Here is a 15,685-nt window from a genome sequence, read left to right on the forward strand (position 1 = left end):
AGTTTGGGGTCTCATCAACAGAATCTGGTGGATGCACGATGGCGAGGGGCCATGTCAATCTGGTAAAGCTCTGCGTCGGCGCAGAGCGGGTCGAGGACCTGATCGACTGGCAGGCCGCGCGCCGTGCCAGCCTGCCCGACGGGCTGCCCCGCCATGTCACCCGGATGTGGCCCAAACGCGCGGCCGAGCTGCTGGATGGCGGCGCGCTCTACTGGGTGTTCAAGGGCATGATCCTGGCCCGGCAGCGCGTGCTGCGGCTTGACGAGGTCACCGGCGAGGACGGCATCACGCGCTGCGCCATCGTGCTCGACCCCGAGGTGATCCGAACCGAAGCGGTGCCGCGGCGTCCGTTCCAGGGCTGGCGGTATCTCGAAGCGGGCGATGCGCCCCGCGATCTGCCCGCCGCCCGCGCCGAGGAAGACGAACTGCCGCTGCAATTGATGGCCGCACTGGCCGAGATCGGGGTCAGGTAGACCGGACTTGCCTGCCGCTGCGGCAAGTTTGCACTGGCGAAACGCCGTCCAGGGACCGAAACCTGCACTTCAGGGCAATGGCCGCCTGCGAGGGGCGCGACAGCGAACACCAGGGGGACAGGCCGGTCGTTGCCCAGCCCGATGCACGGGCTCCCTGCGCACGCGCGCCCCGCACCGGCAGCCGGGCCTAAGCATGGCCGCCGCGAGCCGGCCGTCAGGCCGCGAGCCCCAGGCGATCCAGCATGGCATGCAAGTTGGTGCGGTCGATATCGCTGAACGCGGCGAGGCGCGACTTGAACAGCGTCGCCTGACTGCGATGGATCAGCCCGTCGGACAGGATCTTCAGATGATTGGCCCGCAGCGTCTCGCCGGTCGAGGTGATATCGGCGATGGCTTCGGCGGTCAGGTTCTTGACCGTGCCCTCGGTCGCGCCCTGGCTGTCGACCAGCTGATAATCGGCTACACCAGCATCGCGCAGGAACACCCGCACCAGGCGGTGATACTTGGTCGCGATCCGCAGTCGGTGGCCATGAGCGGCCCGGAAGGCCGCCGCCGCCGCGTCGAGATCGTCCAGCGTATCGACATCGGCCCAGCAGCGCGGCACCGCGATGATCAGATCGGCAAAGCCGAATCCCATCGGCTCGAGTTCCAGCACCCGGTTTTCCCAGTCGGCGATCCGCTCCTGCACCAGGTCCGAGCCGGTCACGCCCAGATGGATCCGTCCCGAGGCCAGTTCGCGCGGGATCTCGCCCGCCGAGAGCAGCACCAGCTCGATCCCGTCCACACCCTCGACCGCTCCGGAATATTCGCGTTCGGACCCGGTGCGGGCAATCGAGATGCCGCGTTCGGCGAACCAGTCGAAGGTCTTTTCCATCAGCCGCCCCTTGGACGGCACCCCGAGCTTCAGCGTCATGCCATCGCCTCCGTCAGAGACAGCACCAGTTCCGGCCGGACCACGCCGCCGACCGCGGGCACCTCGCGGCCGCGCCCCAGAATGCGGGTCAGCGCATCATAGCGCCCGCCCGTGGCCACCGGCGGCAAGCCCGGCTGGCCCTCGGCATAGAAACCGAAGACGAAGCCGTCATAATATTCCATCGTGGTGCGGCCGTAGCTTGCCTCGAAATCCAGGAGATCGACATCGATCCCCTGCCCCGCCAGCGCATCCAGCCGCGCCTGCATCCGGTCGACCGCCGGGCCGATGGTCTTGAGATCCACCGCGATGTCGCGCAGATGCGCCAGCGCATTGACCGAGGTCTCGCGGATCGACAACAGATCCTCCAGGAGTTCCGTCTCGCCGGTCGAAACCGGCGGCTCGGCCGCATCCTGCACCAGCGCATGCAGCCTCTGGGCCACATCGACGCGCGAGCGCAGTCCGATTTCCGGCGCGGCGGCATCCAGCACCGCCTCGATCCCATGGGTCTCGATCTCGGACAGCAGCCGCTTGCGGCTTTCCGGAAGCGGCATCCGCCCGGCGAAACGTTCCAGCAGCGCGCGGAAGCGACGCGGGCGCCAGACATGGCGCCGCAGCGCCGCCTTGCGCTTGTCGGTGGTCGAAAGCCCGTCGACGGCAGCAAGGATCAGCCCGATATCGCCGGTCGCGGCCCGCAGGTCGAGCGGCGAGAGCGCCTCGGAAAACAGCGCAAAGACCTCGGCATCGGCATCGGCCGGGCTCTCGCCGCCGAAGAGCTCGTAGCCCACCTGGATATATTCGTTGGGCCGGGACGGGTCGCGCTCCTGCCGCCGGAACACCTCGCCGCAATAGGTATAGCGGGCCGGGTCGGCAGCACTGTCCATATGCATCTGCACCACCGGCACGGTGAAGTCGGGGCGCAGCATCTGTTCGCCCCGCAGCGCATCCGAAGTCACATAGGCCCGCGCCCGGATATCCTCGCCGTAAAGGTCGAGAAGGGTCTCGGCCGGTTGCAGGATCGCGGTCTGCACGGGCTCGGCCCCGGCCCCCCGGAAGAAGACATGCAGCCGTTCGGCCTGTGCGAGGATGCGGCCCTTGTCCCGCACCGCTCAGCCCTCGCCCTGGGCCAGCAGACGCCGGACCTCGGCCACAAGATCGGCGCGCGCCGCCTCGAACTGGGCTGGCTGGGACTTCCATTCCTCGAGGCTGGCGCTTTCGGCGATCTTCGCGCCCAGCACCAGATCCTTGATCTGGACGACACCGCGCGCCGCCTCGTCGCTGCCCTGGATGATGGCGACCGGCGATTGGCGCTTGTCGGCATATTTGAGCTGGTTGCCGAAATTCTTCGGATTGCCCAGATAGACCTCGGCGCGGATGCCCGCATTGCGCAGCTCGCCCACCATGGTCTGATACTCGGCCATCCGGTCGCGATCCATCACGGTCACGATCACCGGCCCGTCCATGCCGCCCCCGGCGCGGCCCTTGGCGCGCAGCGCCGCCAGCAGCCGGTCGACGCCGATCGAGACGCCGGTCGCAGGCACGTCCTGCCCGGTGAAGCGCTTGACCAGATCGTCATAGCGCCCGCCGCCCGCGACCGAGCCGAATTGCCGCGGCCGCCCCTTCTCGTCGAGGATCTCGAAGGTCAGTTCGGCCTCGAAGACAGGGCCGGTATAATAGCCCAAGCCCCGCACGACGGACGGATCGAGGATGATGCGGTCGGGGCCATAGCCCTGCGCGTCGAGCAGGGTCGCGATGGTTTCCAGCTCGTCGACGCCCGCGGCACCCATGGCCGAGCCCGCCACCAGCTCGCGCAGCCGCGCGCAGGTTTCGGCGCCGCTCTCGCGGCGGGCGGCCATGAAGCCCATCACCACCTCGGCCTGCGCCTCCGACAGCTTCGCGCCGTCGGTGAAATCGCCCGAATCGTCCTTGCGGCCCTCGCCCAGAAGCGCCCGCACGCCCGCCTCGCCCAGCCGGTCGAGCTTGTCGATGGCGCGCAGCACGATGCCGCGTTCGGCCTCGAATTTCGAAGGATCGGCCGGGTCGAGCACGCCCGCGACCTCCATCACCCCGTTCAGGACCTTGCGGTTATTCACCCGGACGACATAGTCGCCACGCGGAATGCCGACGGTTTCCAGCGCATCCGAGAGCATGGCGCAGATCTCGGCATCGGCGGCGACGCTCGCGGCGCCCACGGTGTCGGCGTCGCATTGATAGAACTGACGAAACCGCCCCGGCCCCGGCTTTTCATTGCGCCAGACCGGCCCCATGGCATAGCGCCGGTAGGGGCTGGGCAGATCGTTGCGGAACTGCGCCGCGACGCGTGCCAGCGGCGCGGTCAGGTCATAGCGGAGCGCGACCCAGTCGCTGTCCTCCTCCTGCCAGGCGAAGACGCCTTCATTGGGGCGGTCGACATCGGGCAGGAATTTGCCAAGCGCCTCGACGGTCTCGACCGCGGAGGTCTCAAGAGGATCGTAACCATAGCGGTGGTAGACCTCGGCGATACGGTCGAGCATCGCCTTTCGTTCGGTGACATCGATTCCGAAATAGTCGCGGAACCCCTTGGGCGTCTCGGCCCTGGGGCGGCGGGGTTTCTTGTCCTTGGCCATCGGTCTCTCGCCACTGCCTACGCGTCGCGCGGGGTCTAGCGGAAGGGGGGCCGGGGGGCAAGGTCGCGCAAGGTCCGGAGGACGCATGGAACGGGAACTGACCCTATTGGACAACCGGATCGACCGGCTGACGGGCGAGCTTGCCGGGCTGAGCCGTGCCATAGAACAGCAGGGAAAGGAGATCGACCGGTTCCGCCATCTGGTGGCCACGACACTGGCCCGGGGCGCCGAACGCGACCGGCCATAAAGGTGCGAGGCCGGGCACCGATCCGGGCCGCCGGGACGGGGGCGGGCCTCGCGAAATGGGTATTTGCGCCAGGAAGAAGGCACCGGAGCACGACGTTCGGGACAGCTGGACACAGCGCTGCCGGAGGGCTTTGCTCCTGCCCGAGGCTGTGTTGACAAAAGGGGTTCGCCCCGCGCGGCAAGTATGATCGAAGCTGGTATCGGCGATGGAGACCAGCTTGGCACGCGCCCTTATGTCGGGCGAGGAATGGGCGTTCTTTGAGCGTTTCATCCTGACTGTCCGCGCGCCAAACGGGCGCAAACAGACCAGCCATCGCCTTGTTCCGGATGGAATTTTCCGGATCTCCCGCACCGGCGTGCCGTGGCGCGACCTGCCCGAAGCGTTTGGAGAATGGTCGAGCTCTCTCCCCGCTGAACGTCAAACGCCTCCACTACGACACCCCCTCGCCGACTTCATCTTGCGTCGGGGTCGACAGTCCACCGGACGGCCGCCTGTTCCCTCCTCACCGACAACTTCGCAAGCCGCCTCAAGACGCTCAGCGGTCTCACGCCCTACGAATACATCTACAAAGTCCGGACCTCAGAGCCAGACAGATTCAATGTCGCTCGGTTCCACCAGATGCCGGGACTGAGCACCTAACAGGCCGCTGAAAAACTCCGGCTTTGCCTTGTTGCGCAAAGATCCGGCTTTTTTGCTGCTTATCGCAAGGCTGATGACGGACTGTCGGGGCTGACATCGGCCGGCCCGGCGAGAGGGCGCGGTGCGGATCATTTTCCAGGAGCCTGCCAGGGATAGGAAGGCGTCGGCAACTTTGCCGACCTTGGCAAGACTGCACCCGACCGGACGGGAAAGGGCGTGCCATCCTCGGCTTTCGTCGGCCGCGCGTATCGCCTTGCGGGCGCAGCGGCCCGCAGGTCCCACCGCGAGAACGGCCGACCCCGCCACCAGCCGCGGAGACAATCACGGGACCACCATCCCCGGCTACGAGCGGCGCCTGTCCGGGGAGAATGGCGGCCCGGCTCAGACCTCTTCGACCATGGCGACACCGGGCAGGCTGCGCAGCGCGCCCTTGATCTGAGGATTGACCGGGTAGCGGTCGTTCAGCGTCATCCGGACCTCGCCGGGCAGGTCGGGGGCAAGCAGGCTGAATTCGATCGGGCCGCGACCGCCGCGCGCCCCGCTTTCGCCCCGTGCCCGGTCGAGCAGCGCCGCGACCGCCTCGACCGCAGCCTCGGTCTCGAGCACCACCTTGAGCCCGGTCACCCCGGCTTCGGCCACGACCGTATCGATCGGCTTCACCGACCGGCCCAGAAGCTTCAGTTGCTCGTTCTCCAGATTGGCCTCGACCTGGATCACCACATTCATGCCCGGCTCCAGCTGATCGCGCGCAACCTCGAGCACGTCCGAGAACAGCGTCACCTCGAACAGCCCCGTCGGGTCCGACATCTGCACGAAGGCGAAACGATTGCCCTTTGCGGACTTCCTCTCCTGCCGCGCGGCAACGGCGCCCGCCATCTGGACGAGGGCCGGTCCCGCCTTGGTCTTTTCCTCGACCTCGGCCTTGGTCATCACCTTCTTGCGCCTGAGCGCGGGCATGTAATCGTCGAGCGGATGCCCCGACAGGTAGAAGCCGATGGCCTTCTGTTCCTCTGCCAGGCGTTCGTTCGGCAGCCAGTCCGGGGTCTGCGCCAGACGCGGCTCGGGCAGATCCTCGCCCGCCTCGCCGAACAGCGAGACCTGCGCCGAGGCGCGCTGATCGTGGATCGCGGCCGAATAGCCCACCAGCGCATCGAGACTTTCGAAGACACGGCGGCGGTTGCCATCGAGCGTATCGAAGGCCCCTGCGCGGGCCAGCATTTCCAGCGGCCGCTTGCCGACATGCTTCATGTCGACGCGCCGGGCGAAATCGAAGAGCGAGGCGAAGGGCCGGTCCTCGCGCGCCGCGACGATCATCTTCATCGCCTCGATCCCAACGTTCTTGAGCGCGCCCAGCGCGTAGACCAGTGCGCCGTCCTGAACGTCGAAGGTCGCGAGCGAACGGTTCACGCAAGGCGGCACGATTTCCAGATCGAGCCCGCGCCGAACCTCCTCGGCATAGACCGCCAGCTTGTCGGTCAGGTGGATATCGCAGTTCATGATGCCCGCCATGAACTCGACCGGATGGTTCGCCTTCAGCCAGGCGGTCTGGTAGCTGACCACCGCATAGGCAGCGGCGTGGGACTTGTTGAAGCCGTAATTCGCGAATTTCTCGAGAAGGTCGAAGACCTCGGTCGCCTTTTTCGCATCGACGCCGTTCTTCTTGGCGCCATCCACGAATTTCGGACGCTCCGCGTCCATCGCCTCCTTGATCTTCTTGCCCATGGCGCGGCGCAGCAGGTCGGCGCCGCCCAGACTGTAGCCCGCCATCACCTGGGCGATCTGCATCACCTGTTCCTGATAGACGATGATGCCCTGGGTCTCCGCCAGGATGTGGTCGATGGTCGGGTGCACCGATTCGAGCGGTCTCAGCCCCTGCTTGACCTCGCAATAGGTGGGGATATTCTCCATCGGACCGGGACGGTAAAGCGCCACCAGAGCGACGATGTCCTCGATGCAGGTGGGCTTCATGCGCCTCAGCGCATCCATCATCCCCGAGCTTTCCACCTGGAACACCGCGACCGTGCGCGCCGAGGAGTAAAGCTGGTAGGTCTTCTCGTCATCCAGCGGGATATGCCCGATATCCTCCTCGGCCCCGGGCGGCGGCTGGTACAGCGCCGTGCCGTCGGCCGCCTGATGCAGCGACCGTCCGCCGCGATGGATCAGGTCGACCGCATTGCGGATCACCGTCAGCGTCTTCAGCCCGAGGAAGTCGAACTTCACCAGACCGGCCTGCTCGACCCATTTCATGTTGAACTGGGTCGCGGGCATGTCCGAGCGCGGGTCCTGGTACAGCGCCACCAGCTCATCGAGCGGCCGGTCGCCGATCACCACGCCCGCGGCGTGGGTCGAGGCGTTGCGCAAGAGCCCCTCGACCTGCTGGCCATAGGTCAGCAGCCTGTCGACGACTTCCTCGTTCTTCGCGGCCTCGCGCAGGCGGGGCTCGTCGGTCAGGGCCTGGGCAATCGAGACCGGCTTGACCCCTTCGACGGGGATCAGCTTCGACAGCTTGTCGACCTGGCCATAGGGCATCTGCAGCACCCGGCCCACGTCGCGCACCGCGGCCTTGGACAGGAGCGCGCCGAAGGTGATGATCTGGGCCACCTTCTCGCGGCCGTATTTCTGCTGCACGTAATGGATCACCTCCTCGCGGCGATCCATGCAGAAGTCGATGTCGAAGTCGGGCATCGAGACCCGTTCGGGATTCAGGAAGCGTTCGAACAGCAGCGAATAGCGCAAGGGATCGAGATCGGTGATGGTCAGCGCATAGGCCACCAGCGAGCCCGCGCCCGAGCCCCGCCCCGGCCCCACCGGAATGCCATGTTCCTTGGCCCATTTGATGAAGTCGGACACGATCAGGAAGTAGCCCGGGAACCCCATTCCCTCGATGATGTCCAGCTCGAACTGCAGCCGTTTCTCGTAATCCTCGACCGGCGCGGCATGCGGGATGACGGCCAGCCGGGCCTCGAGCCCCTCCCAGGCCTGGCGGCGCAGCTCCTCGACCTCGTCATCGGCGAAGCGCGGCAGGATCGGCTTGCGCTTTTCCGACTTGACCGCGCAGCGCCGCGCGATCTCGACGGTATTTTCCAACGCCTCGGGAAGATCGGCGAACAGCGCCGCCATCTCTTCGGGAGTCTTGAAATAATGCTGCGGCGTCAGCCGGCGGCGCGGCTGGGCCTGGTCCACATAAGCCCCGTCGGCGATGCACAGAAGCGCGTCATGGGCCTCGTACATGTCGGATTTGGGGAAATAGACGTCATTGGTCGCGACCAACGGCAGGTCCATGGCATAGGCCATCTCGACATGGCCGCGCTCGGTCTCGCGCTCGGCCTCGGTCGGCTGCCCGCCCTCGCCCGGATGGCGCTGAAGCTCGACATAAAGCCGGGTCGGAAAGGCCGCCGCCAGCCGGGTCAACAGTGCCTCGGCCTTCGGGCGCTGCCCGGCCCGCAACAGCCGCCCCACCGGACCGTCCGGGCCGCCACTGAGGCAGATCACCCCTTCCGCATGGTCCGCAAGCTCGTCGAGCGTCACCTGCGGCAACTGCCCGCCCGTATCGAGATAGAGACACGAGTTCAGCTTCATCAGATTACCGTAGCCGGCCTCATTCTGGGCCAGGAGCACGACCGGCGCGGGCGCGCGCGGGGCTTCGCCCGGCGCCGCCGGATCATAGCTGAGATCGACCTGGCAGCCGATGATCGGCTGGATCCCCGCGCCGGTCGCCATCACCGAGAATTCCAGCGCGCAGAACATGTTGTTGGTATCGGTGACGGCAACGGCAGGCATGCCCGCCGCCGCGCAGAGACCGGGCAGTTTCTTGACCCGAACCGCGCCCTCGAGCAGCGAATATTCGGTATGAACTCGGAGATGGATGAATCGGGGCGCGGACATGGGCCGACCCTAGCGCTCCGCCGCGCCGGGCGAAAGCCTCAGACCGGCTCCAGAAACTCGATCCGGTTGCCGAAGGGATCGTCGATATAGAACCGCCGCATGCCCGGCAAAGCCCCGTCCCAGCGTGGCGCCAGCCCGGCGCGCTCCAGCCGGTCGGCCAGCGCGCCGAGACCGCGCACCTCCAGCGCCGGATGCGCCTTGCGCGCGGCAACAAAGGGCGTCTCCACCCCCAGATGCAGCCGCAACTCGCCGCGCCGGAACCAGACCCCGCCGCGCGCCGCCAGCGCCTCGGGCTTTTCCTCCTCCTCAAGCCCGAGCAGCGCAGCGTAAAAGGCCCGCGCCTCATCCTCGCGGCCCTCGGGCATCGCCAGCTGAACGTGATGCAGCGCGTGCGGATACATGGCCTCCCCCGGTCCTTCCTTGCCCCGACATCCGCCAGCATAGGGCCGCGAGCCGCCCGCTGCCAAGTCGCGACGCCCCGAGGACCCGCATCGGTTGCACATTTTCCGGGCAGATCCCGACATAGCCGCCCATCCCCGCCCGGTTTTTCCTTGCCAAGAGCCGCCCCGCCCGCTTTCCTGACCGACGCTCCCGCACAGGGCCGCCCCTTCTACGCCGCATCGAGGGGGCCCGGCCCGGGGACACCCGCGAGAACCCGGTAAGGCGGCGGAATCACGGCATGGACATCGCCTTTCTTCTGAACGGAGAAAGAGTGGCTTTGACGGGGGTTGCGCCCACCGCGACGCTGCTCGACTGGCTGCGCGAGGCCCGCGGCCTCACCGGCACCAAGGAGGCCTGCCGCGAAGGCGATTGCGGCGCCTGCACGGTGATGGTGACCGATGCCGGGGGCAGCCGCGCGCTCAATGCCTGCATCCTCTTCCTGCCGCAGATCCACGGCAAGGCGATCCGCACCGTCGAGGGGCTTGCCGCACCCGATGGCCGGCTGCACCCCGTGCAACAGGCCCTGATCGACCATCACGCAAGCCAGTGCGGCTTCTGCACGCCCGGTTTCGCGATCTCGATGGCCACCGCCCAGAAGACCGGCGAAACCGATCTCGAGGCCGCGCTCGCCGGCAATCTCTGCCGCTGCACGGGCTATGCGCCGATCCTGCGCGCGGCCGAGGCCGCCCAGGGCGCCCCGGTTCCCGACTGGATCGACGAAGATGCCAATTTCTTCTTGGCCGAAATACCCTCGGGGGGGGCCGGTCCGCAGGACCGGCGGGGGGCGGACAGCCCCCCCATCTTCAGCCCCTCCGCCTTCCGCCCGGCCACGACCGACGCGCTTGCCGCCTGGTACGACGCCCATCCCGATGCCACGCTGATCGCGGGCGCCACCGATGTCGGCCTCCGGGTCACCAAGGGCCTGCAGGATCTCGGCAAGGTGGCCTTCCTGTCGGGCTGCGAGGATCTCACCCGGATCGAGATCACCGAAACCGACATCCGCCTCGGCGCAGGCATCACCATCGCCCGGCTGCGCGAGACGATGCGCGCATATCACCCGCATTTCGCAAGGATGCTGACCCGCTTCGGCTCGGCCCAGGTCCGGGCCGCCGCGACACTCGGCGGCAATATCGCCAACGGATCGCCCATCGGCGACAGCCCGCCCGCGCTGATCGCGCTGGGTGCCACCCTTCACCTGCGCAAGGGCGAGACCCGCCGCACCCTGCCGCTCGAGGCCTTCTTCCTCGACTACCGCCAGCAGGACCGCGCGCCCGGAGAATTCATCGAGGCGGTGACGATCCCGCGCCAGCCCGACAGCCTGCGCTGCTACAAGCTCTCGAAGCGCCGCGATCAGGACATCTCGGCCGTGCTGGGCTGCTTCAACCTCGTCCTCCGCGAAGGTCGCATCGAGACCGCGCGCATCGCCTTCGGCGGCATGGCGGGCATTCCGAAACGCGCCCGCGCGGTCGAGGCCGCACTGACCGGGCAGCTCTTCTCGCAGGCGACGATCGACGCCGCCCTGCCCGCCTTCGCCGCCGATTTCCAGCCGATGTCCGACATGCGCGCCTCGGCCGGATACCGGCTGCAGGCCGCCCGGAACATGCTGCTCAGGCTCTGGCACGAAAGCCGGAACGAGCCCGCCGATATCGACGAGGTCGCCCCGTGAGCGTGAAGAGCCCCCTGCCCCATGACGCGGCGCGCCTGCATGTGACCGGTACGGCGCGCTATCTCGACGACATACCGGCCCCCGCGGGCACGCTGCACCTGGCCTTCGGGCTGTCGCAGATCGCCCATGGCCGGATCCTCGCGATGGATCTGGCCCCGGTCCGCACCGCCCCCGGCGTGGTGGCGGTGCTCGGCCCCGACGATCTCGCCCCGATGCCCGACTGCTCGCCCTCGGCCCATGACGAGCCGTTGCTGGCCCCCGGAGAGGTCAGCTATTGCGGCCAGCCGCTTTTCCTGGTGATCGCCGAAAGCCACCTTGCCGCCCGCAAGGCCGCGCGGCTGGCCGAGATCCGCCATGAGGAATGGCCCGCGATCCTGACCATCGAGCAGGCGCTGGCCGCGAACAGCCGGTTCGAGGACGGGCCGCGGATCTGGGAACGGGGCGATGCGGCCGCGGCCATCGCGGGGGCTGCCCACCGGATCGAGGGCGTGATAGAGATCGGCGGGCAGGAGCATTTCTATCTGGAAGGCCAGGCTGCGCTCGCCCTACCGCAGGAAGGCGGCGACATGGTCGTCCATGCCTCGAGCCAGCACCCCTCCGAGATCCAGCACAAGGTCGCGGACGCGCTGGGGCTGCCTATGCATGCGGTCCGGGTCGAGGTGCGGCGCATGGGCGGGGCTTTCGGCGGCAAGGAGAGCCAGGGCAATGCGCTGGCCATCGCCTGCGCGCTGGCCGCGCGCGCGACCGGGCGGCCCTGCCGGATGCGCTATGACCGCGACGACGACATGGTCATCACCGGCAAGCGCCACGATTTCCGCATCGCCTATCGCGCCGGGGTCGATACCGAGGGCCGGATCGCGGGGGTCGACTTCCGGCATTACACGCGTTGCGGCTGGGCCCAGGACCTTAGCCTTGCGGTGGCCGACCGTGCGATGCTGCATGCGGATAATGCCTATTTCCTGCCTGCGCTGCGGATCGAAAGCCACCGGTTGAAGACCCATACCCAGTCCGCGACCGCCTTTCGCGGCTTTGGCGGACCGCAGGGGATGGTGGGCATCGAGCGGGTGATGGACCATGTCGCCCATGCGCTTGGCCGCGATCCGCTGCAGGTGCGCCGGATCAACTATTACGACAGTGCCCCGGACGCGGCGGGGGGGCTGTCCGCCCCCCGCCGATCCTCCGGATCGGCTCCCCCCGAGGGTATTTCCGCCAGGAAGAATACGACCACGCCCTATGGGATGGAGGTCGAGGATTTCATCCTGGACGAGATGACCGCGGCACTGGCCGAACGCGCCGACTATGCCGCTCGGCGGGCGGCGGTGGCCGAGTGGAACGCGCGGCATGCGGTGCTCAAGAAGGGAATTGCGCTCACACCCGTGAAATTCGGGATTTCCTTCACGCTGACCCATCTGAACCAAGCCGGCGCATTGGTGCATGTCTATCAGGACGGGTCGGTGCAGCTGAACCATGGCGGCACCGAGATGGGTCAGGGGCTGTATCAGAAGGTGGCGCAGGTTGCGGCCCATGCCTTCGGGCTGCCGGTGGCCGCGGTGAAGATCACCGCGACCGATACCGGCAAGGTGCCCAACACCTCGGCCACCGCCGCCTCCTCGGGCAGCGATCTGAACGGGATGGCCGTCAAGGCCGCCTGCGACGAGATCCGTGACCGGATCGCCGCGCATCTGGCCGCCGAGCACCAGACCGACCCGGCGCAGGTTCGCTTCGCGGATGGAAGGGTGTTCGCGGGCGGCGCCGAGATGAGCTTTGCCGAGGCCGCGCAGCGCGCCTATCAGGCCCGGATCAGCCTGAGTGCCACCGGCTTCTACCGCACGCCGAAGCTGAGCTGGGACCGGATCGCGGGACGCGGACGGCCGTTTCTCTATTTCGCCTATGGCGCCGCACTGAGCGAGGTGGTGCTCGACACCCTGACCGGCGAGAACCGGATCCTGAGGACCGATATCCTGCATGATGCCGGCGCCAGTCTGAACCCCGCGCTCGACTTCGGCCAGATCGAGGGCGGTTTCGTGCAGGGCGCCGGATGGCTGACGATGGAGGAACTGGTTTGGGACGCGAAGGGGCGGCTTTCGACCCATGCGCCCTCGACCTACAAGATCCCGGCGGTGGGCGACCGCCCCGAGATCTTCAATGTGGCGCTGTGGGACGGCCAAAACCGGGAGGAAACGATCCACCGCTCGAAGGCGGTTGGAGAGCCGCCCTTCATGCTGGGCATTTCGGTCCTGATGGCGCTGTCGGATGCGGTCGCAGCCTGCGGCCCGGGTTATCCGGCGCTCGACGCGCCCGCGACGCCCGAGCGCCTGCTGGCCGCCATCGAGCGGGTCCGGGCATGAGCCTCGACCGGGACGCCCTTGCGCGGGCGGTCCGCGCCCGGGGCCGCGTCGCGCGGGTAGCCGTGGCCGAGACCCGCGGCTCGACCCCCCGCGAGGCCGGCGCATCGATGCTGGTCTGGGCGGAAGGCCAGCAGGGGACCATCGGGGGCGGCACGCTGGAATACGAGGCCACGGCCGAGGCCCGGCGGCTGCTGGCAGGCGGCGGCACGCTGGTTGCGCGGATCGCGCTCGGCCCGGGTCTCGGACAATGCTGCGGCGGCGCGGTCCTGCTGGTGACGGAAATCTTCACGCCTCGCGAGCTTGCCGCCCTGCCCGGGGATGCCCATGCGCGGCGGGTCGAGGGGCATGCCGAGATGCCCCTCGCAATCCGTCGGGCGCTGAGCGAGGCGCGGAGCGGCCTCGGCCCCCCGCCGGTCCTGCTGCGCGAGGGCTGGCTTCTCGAACCCGTCGCCCCGCCGGCCCGTCCACTCTGGATCTGGGGGGCGGGCCATGTCGGCCGGGCGCTGGCGGCCGTGCTCGCTCCGCTGCCCGGCATCGGGATCACCTGGATCGACACCGCCGCCGCGCGCTTTCCGGCCGAGTTGCCCGAGGGCGTGCTGCCACGGGTCGCCCCCGATCCCGCCACCCTGGTGCCAGAGGCGCCCATCGGCGCGCACCATCTGGTACTGACCCATTCGCATGCCCTCGATCTCGCGCTCTGCCACGCGCTGCTCTGCCATGGCTTCGCTTCGGCGGGCCTGATCGGGTCGGACAGCAAATGGGCGCGGTTCCGGAACCGGCTGGAGCAGCTTGGCCACACCCCTGCCGAAATCGCGCGCATCTGCTGCCCGATTGGGCAGAAGTCTTTGGGGAAACATCCTCAAGCCATTGCGATTGGCGTCGCGGCCGCGTTACTAAGCGAGGGCGTCGAAGGGATCGCAGCGAGGGACATCGCCGGGTGACAGCGCTATTGACAGTCGAGGGCCTGAGCAAGGCCTATCCCGGCGTGGTCGCCAATGACCATGTGGGCTTTTCGATCGGCGCGGGCGAGGTGCATGCGCTTCTCGGCGAGAACGGAGCCGGAAAATCCACCCTGGTCAAGATGATCTACGGGCTGGTGCAGCCCGATTCCGGCCGGATGACCCTGCGGGGCGCGCCCTATGCGCCCTCCGAGCCCAGCGCCGCCCGCCGGGCCGGGGTGGCCATGGTGTTCCAGCATTTCTCGCTGTTCGACGCGCTGAGCGTGGCCGAGAATATCGCGCTGGGGATGGAGACGCCGCCGCCGATGCGTCGGCTGGCCAGCCAGATCCGCGAGGTCAGCGAAACCTACGGCCTGCCGCTCAAGCCCGACCGGCTGGTGGGCGATCTTTCGGCCGGCGAACGGCAGCGGGTCGAGATCATCCGCTGTCTGCTGCAGGATCCGCGGCTGCTGATCATGGACGAGCCGACCAGCGTGCTGACGCCGCAGGAGGTCGAGATCCTGTTCGCGACGCTGAGGAAGCTGGCCGCCGAGGGCACCTCGATTCTATACATTTCGCACAAGCTGGAAGAGATCCGCTCGCTCTGCGACCGGGCGACGATCCTGCGGCTGGGGCGGGTGGTCGAAAGCTGCGACCCGCGCGAGAAAAGCGCCGCCGAACTGGCCGAGATGATGGTGGGCGCCAAGCTTGCCGTCCCGGCCCGCGCGGGCGGCGCGCCGGGGGCGGCGGTGCTCGAGGTGAAGGCGCTCAGCCTGCCCTCGCCGAGCCCGTTCGGGACCAGCCTGCGCGATATCTCCTTCACCGTCCGGGCGGGCGAGATCATGGGCATCGGCGGGGTCGCGGGGAATGGCCAGGACGAATTGCTCGACGCGCTGTCGGGCGAGGCGCCGGTCGGGCCTGAAACCGTCCTGCTGCATGGCCAGCCGATCGGCGCGCTGGGGCCGAGCCTGAGACGCCGGATCGCGGTTCTGGCCGCGCCCGAGGAACGTCTGGGGCATGCCGCGGCGCCCGACATGAGCCTGACCGAGAATGCGATGCTGACCGCCGCGATCCGGCAGGGGCTGGCCAGCCACGGCTTCCTGAAATGGCCCGCCGCCCGCGCCTTCGCCGAGCGGGTGATCGAGACCTTCGACGTGCGCACCCCCGGGCCGCAAAACGCCGCGCGCTCCCTGTCGGGCGGCAATCTTCAGAAATTCGTCATCGGCCGCGAGGTGCTTCAGCGCCCCGAGGTTCTGGTCGTGAACCAGCCGACCTGGGGCGTCGACGCCTCGGCCGCCGCCGCGATCCGGCAGTCGCTGCTGGATCTGGCCGCCTCGGGAACCGCGGTGGTCGTGATCAGTCAGGATCTCGACGAGCTGATGGAAATCTCCGACCGCTTCACCGCGCTGAACGAGGGCCGGATGTCGGCGCCGCGCCCGGCGCGGGGCCTGAGCCTCGAAGAGATCGGCCTGATGATGGGCGGCGCCCATGGCATGGAGGTGGCCCATGTGGCCGAGTGAGGAGACCGCCCC

General features: G+C 68.2%; 11 protein-coding genes and 2 pseudogenes. 8 read left to right on the forward strand and 5 right to left on the reverse strand.

Annotated features, from left to right (window positions below):
* Positions 1–38: 38 nt before the first annotated feature.
* On the forward strand, positions 39–473 hold the full coding sequence (locus ACK8CO_RS06315) for a DUF1489 family protein (RefSeq protein ID WP_414898559.1): 435 nt from the start codon (positions 39–41) through the stop codon (positions 471–473).
* Positions 474–687: 214 nt separating this feature from the next.
* On the opposite strand, the gene hisG is transcribed toward ACK8CO_RS06315, so the two are convergent.
* The 3 genes from hisG to hisS are packed head-to-tail and all read right to left on the reverse strand — an operon-like array spanning position 688 to position 3,989.
* Positions 688–1,386 (reverse strand): ATP phosphoribosyltransferase, encoded by a 699-nt coding sequence (gene hisG / locus ACK8CO_RS06320; protein ID WP_080615286.1) that lies wholly within the window; start codon positions 1,384–1,386, stop codon positions 688–690.
* Positions 1,383–2,489: an ATP phosphoribosyltransferase regulatory subunit gene (locus ACK8CO_RS06325; protein ID WP_414898560.1), complete on the reverse strand. Its 1,107-nt coding sequence runs from the start codon at positions 2,487–2,489 to the stop codon at positions 1,383–1,385. The genes hisG and ACK8CO_RS06325 overlap by 4 nt, the downstream gene beginning before the upstream one ends.
* 3 nt (positions 2,490–2,492) lie before the next feature.
* Complete coding sequence (hisS, locus tag ACK8CO_RS06330) at positions 2,493–3,989, reverse strand: histidine--tRNA ligase (RefSeq protein WP_414898561.1); 1,497 nt, start codon at positions 3,987–3,989, stop codon at positions 2,493–2,495.
* Positions 3,990–4,074: 85 nt separating this feature from the next.
* Between hisS and ACK8CO_RS06335 the strand changes: the two genes are divergently transcribed.
* The 3 genes and pseudogenes from ACK8CO_RS06335 to ACK8CO_RS06345 form a co-directional block, all read left to right on the forward strand.
* Complete coding sequence (locus ACK8CO_RS06335; protein ID WP_155773914.1) at positions 4,075–4,236, forward strand: hypothetical protein; 162 nt, start codon at positions 4,075–4,077, stop codon at positions 4,234–4,236.
* A gap of 205 nt (positions 4,237–4,441) precedes the next feature.
* Positions 4,442–4,636: pseudogene (locus ACK8CO_RS06340) on the forward strand (transposase); the annotation flags it as partial.
* Between the two features lie 110 nt (positions 4,637–4,746).
* A pseudogene (locus tag ACK8CO_RS06345) lies at positions 4,747–4,875 on the forward strand (IS481 family transposase); the annotation flags it as partial.
* A gap of 381 nt (positions 4,876–5,256) precedes the next feature.
* Here ACK8CO_RS06345 and dnaE read toward each other — a convergent pair.
* The gene (gene dnaE / locus ACK8CO_RS06350; RefSeq protein WP_414898562.1) at positions 5,257–8,760 is read right to left on the reverse strand and encodes a DNA polymerase III subunit alpha; all 3,504 of its coding nucleotides are present in this window, start codon (positions 8,758–8,760) and stop codon (positions 5,257–5,259) included.
* 38 nt (positions 8,761–8,798) lie between these two features.
* Positions 8,799–9,161, reverse strand: a complete 363-nt coding sequence (locus ACK8CO_RS06355; RefSeq protein WP_080615282.1) for a VOC family protein — start codon at positions 9,159–9,161, stop codon at positions 8,799–8,801.
* A 278-nt stretch (positions 9,162–9,439) separates the two neighbouring features.
* On the opposite strand from ACK8CO_RS06355, the gene xdhA reads away from it, so the two are divergent.
* Genes xdhA through ACK8CO_RS06375 form a run of 4 tightly spaced genes read left to right on the forward strand, consistent with a single transcriptional unit; the run spans position 9,440 to position 15,673 of the window.
* Complete coding sequence (gene xdhA / locus ACK8CO_RS06360; protein ID WP_414898563.1) at positions 9,440–10,867, forward strand: xanthine dehydrogenase small subunit; 1,428 nt, start codon at positions 9,440–9,442, stop codon at positions 10,865–10,867.
* A complete protein-coding gene (gene xdhB / locus ACK8CO_RS06365; RefSeq protein WP_414898564.1) occupies positions 10,864–13,215 on the forward strand; it encodes a xanthine dehydrogenase molybdopterin binding subunit in 2,352 nt (783 codons plus the stop codon). The genes xdhA and xdhB overlap by 4 nt, the downstream gene beginning before the upstream one ends.
* Entirely contained in the window at positions 13,212–14,156 is a 945-nt protein-coding gene (gene xdhC / locus ACK8CO_RS06370; RefSeq protein WP_414898565.1) for a xanthine dehydrogenase accessory protein XdhC, read from the forward strand. The genes xdhB and xdhC overlap by 4 nt, the downstream gene beginning before the upstream one ends.
* Entirely contained in the window at positions 14,153–15,673 is a 1,521-nt protein-coding gene (locus ACK8CO_RS06375; protein ID WP_414898566.1) for an ABC transporter ATP-binding protein, read from the forward strand. Before xdhC ends, ACK8CO_RS06375 begins: the two co-directional genes overlap by 4 nt.
* Positions 15,674–15,685 lie beyond the last annotated feature (12 nt).

It is taken from the genome of Rhodovulum sp. HP10 (genome assembly GCF_047553435.1).
Taxonomy (GTDB): domain Bacteria; phylum Pseudomonadota; class Alphaproteobacteria; order Rhodobacterales; family Rhodobacteraceae; genus Rhodovulum.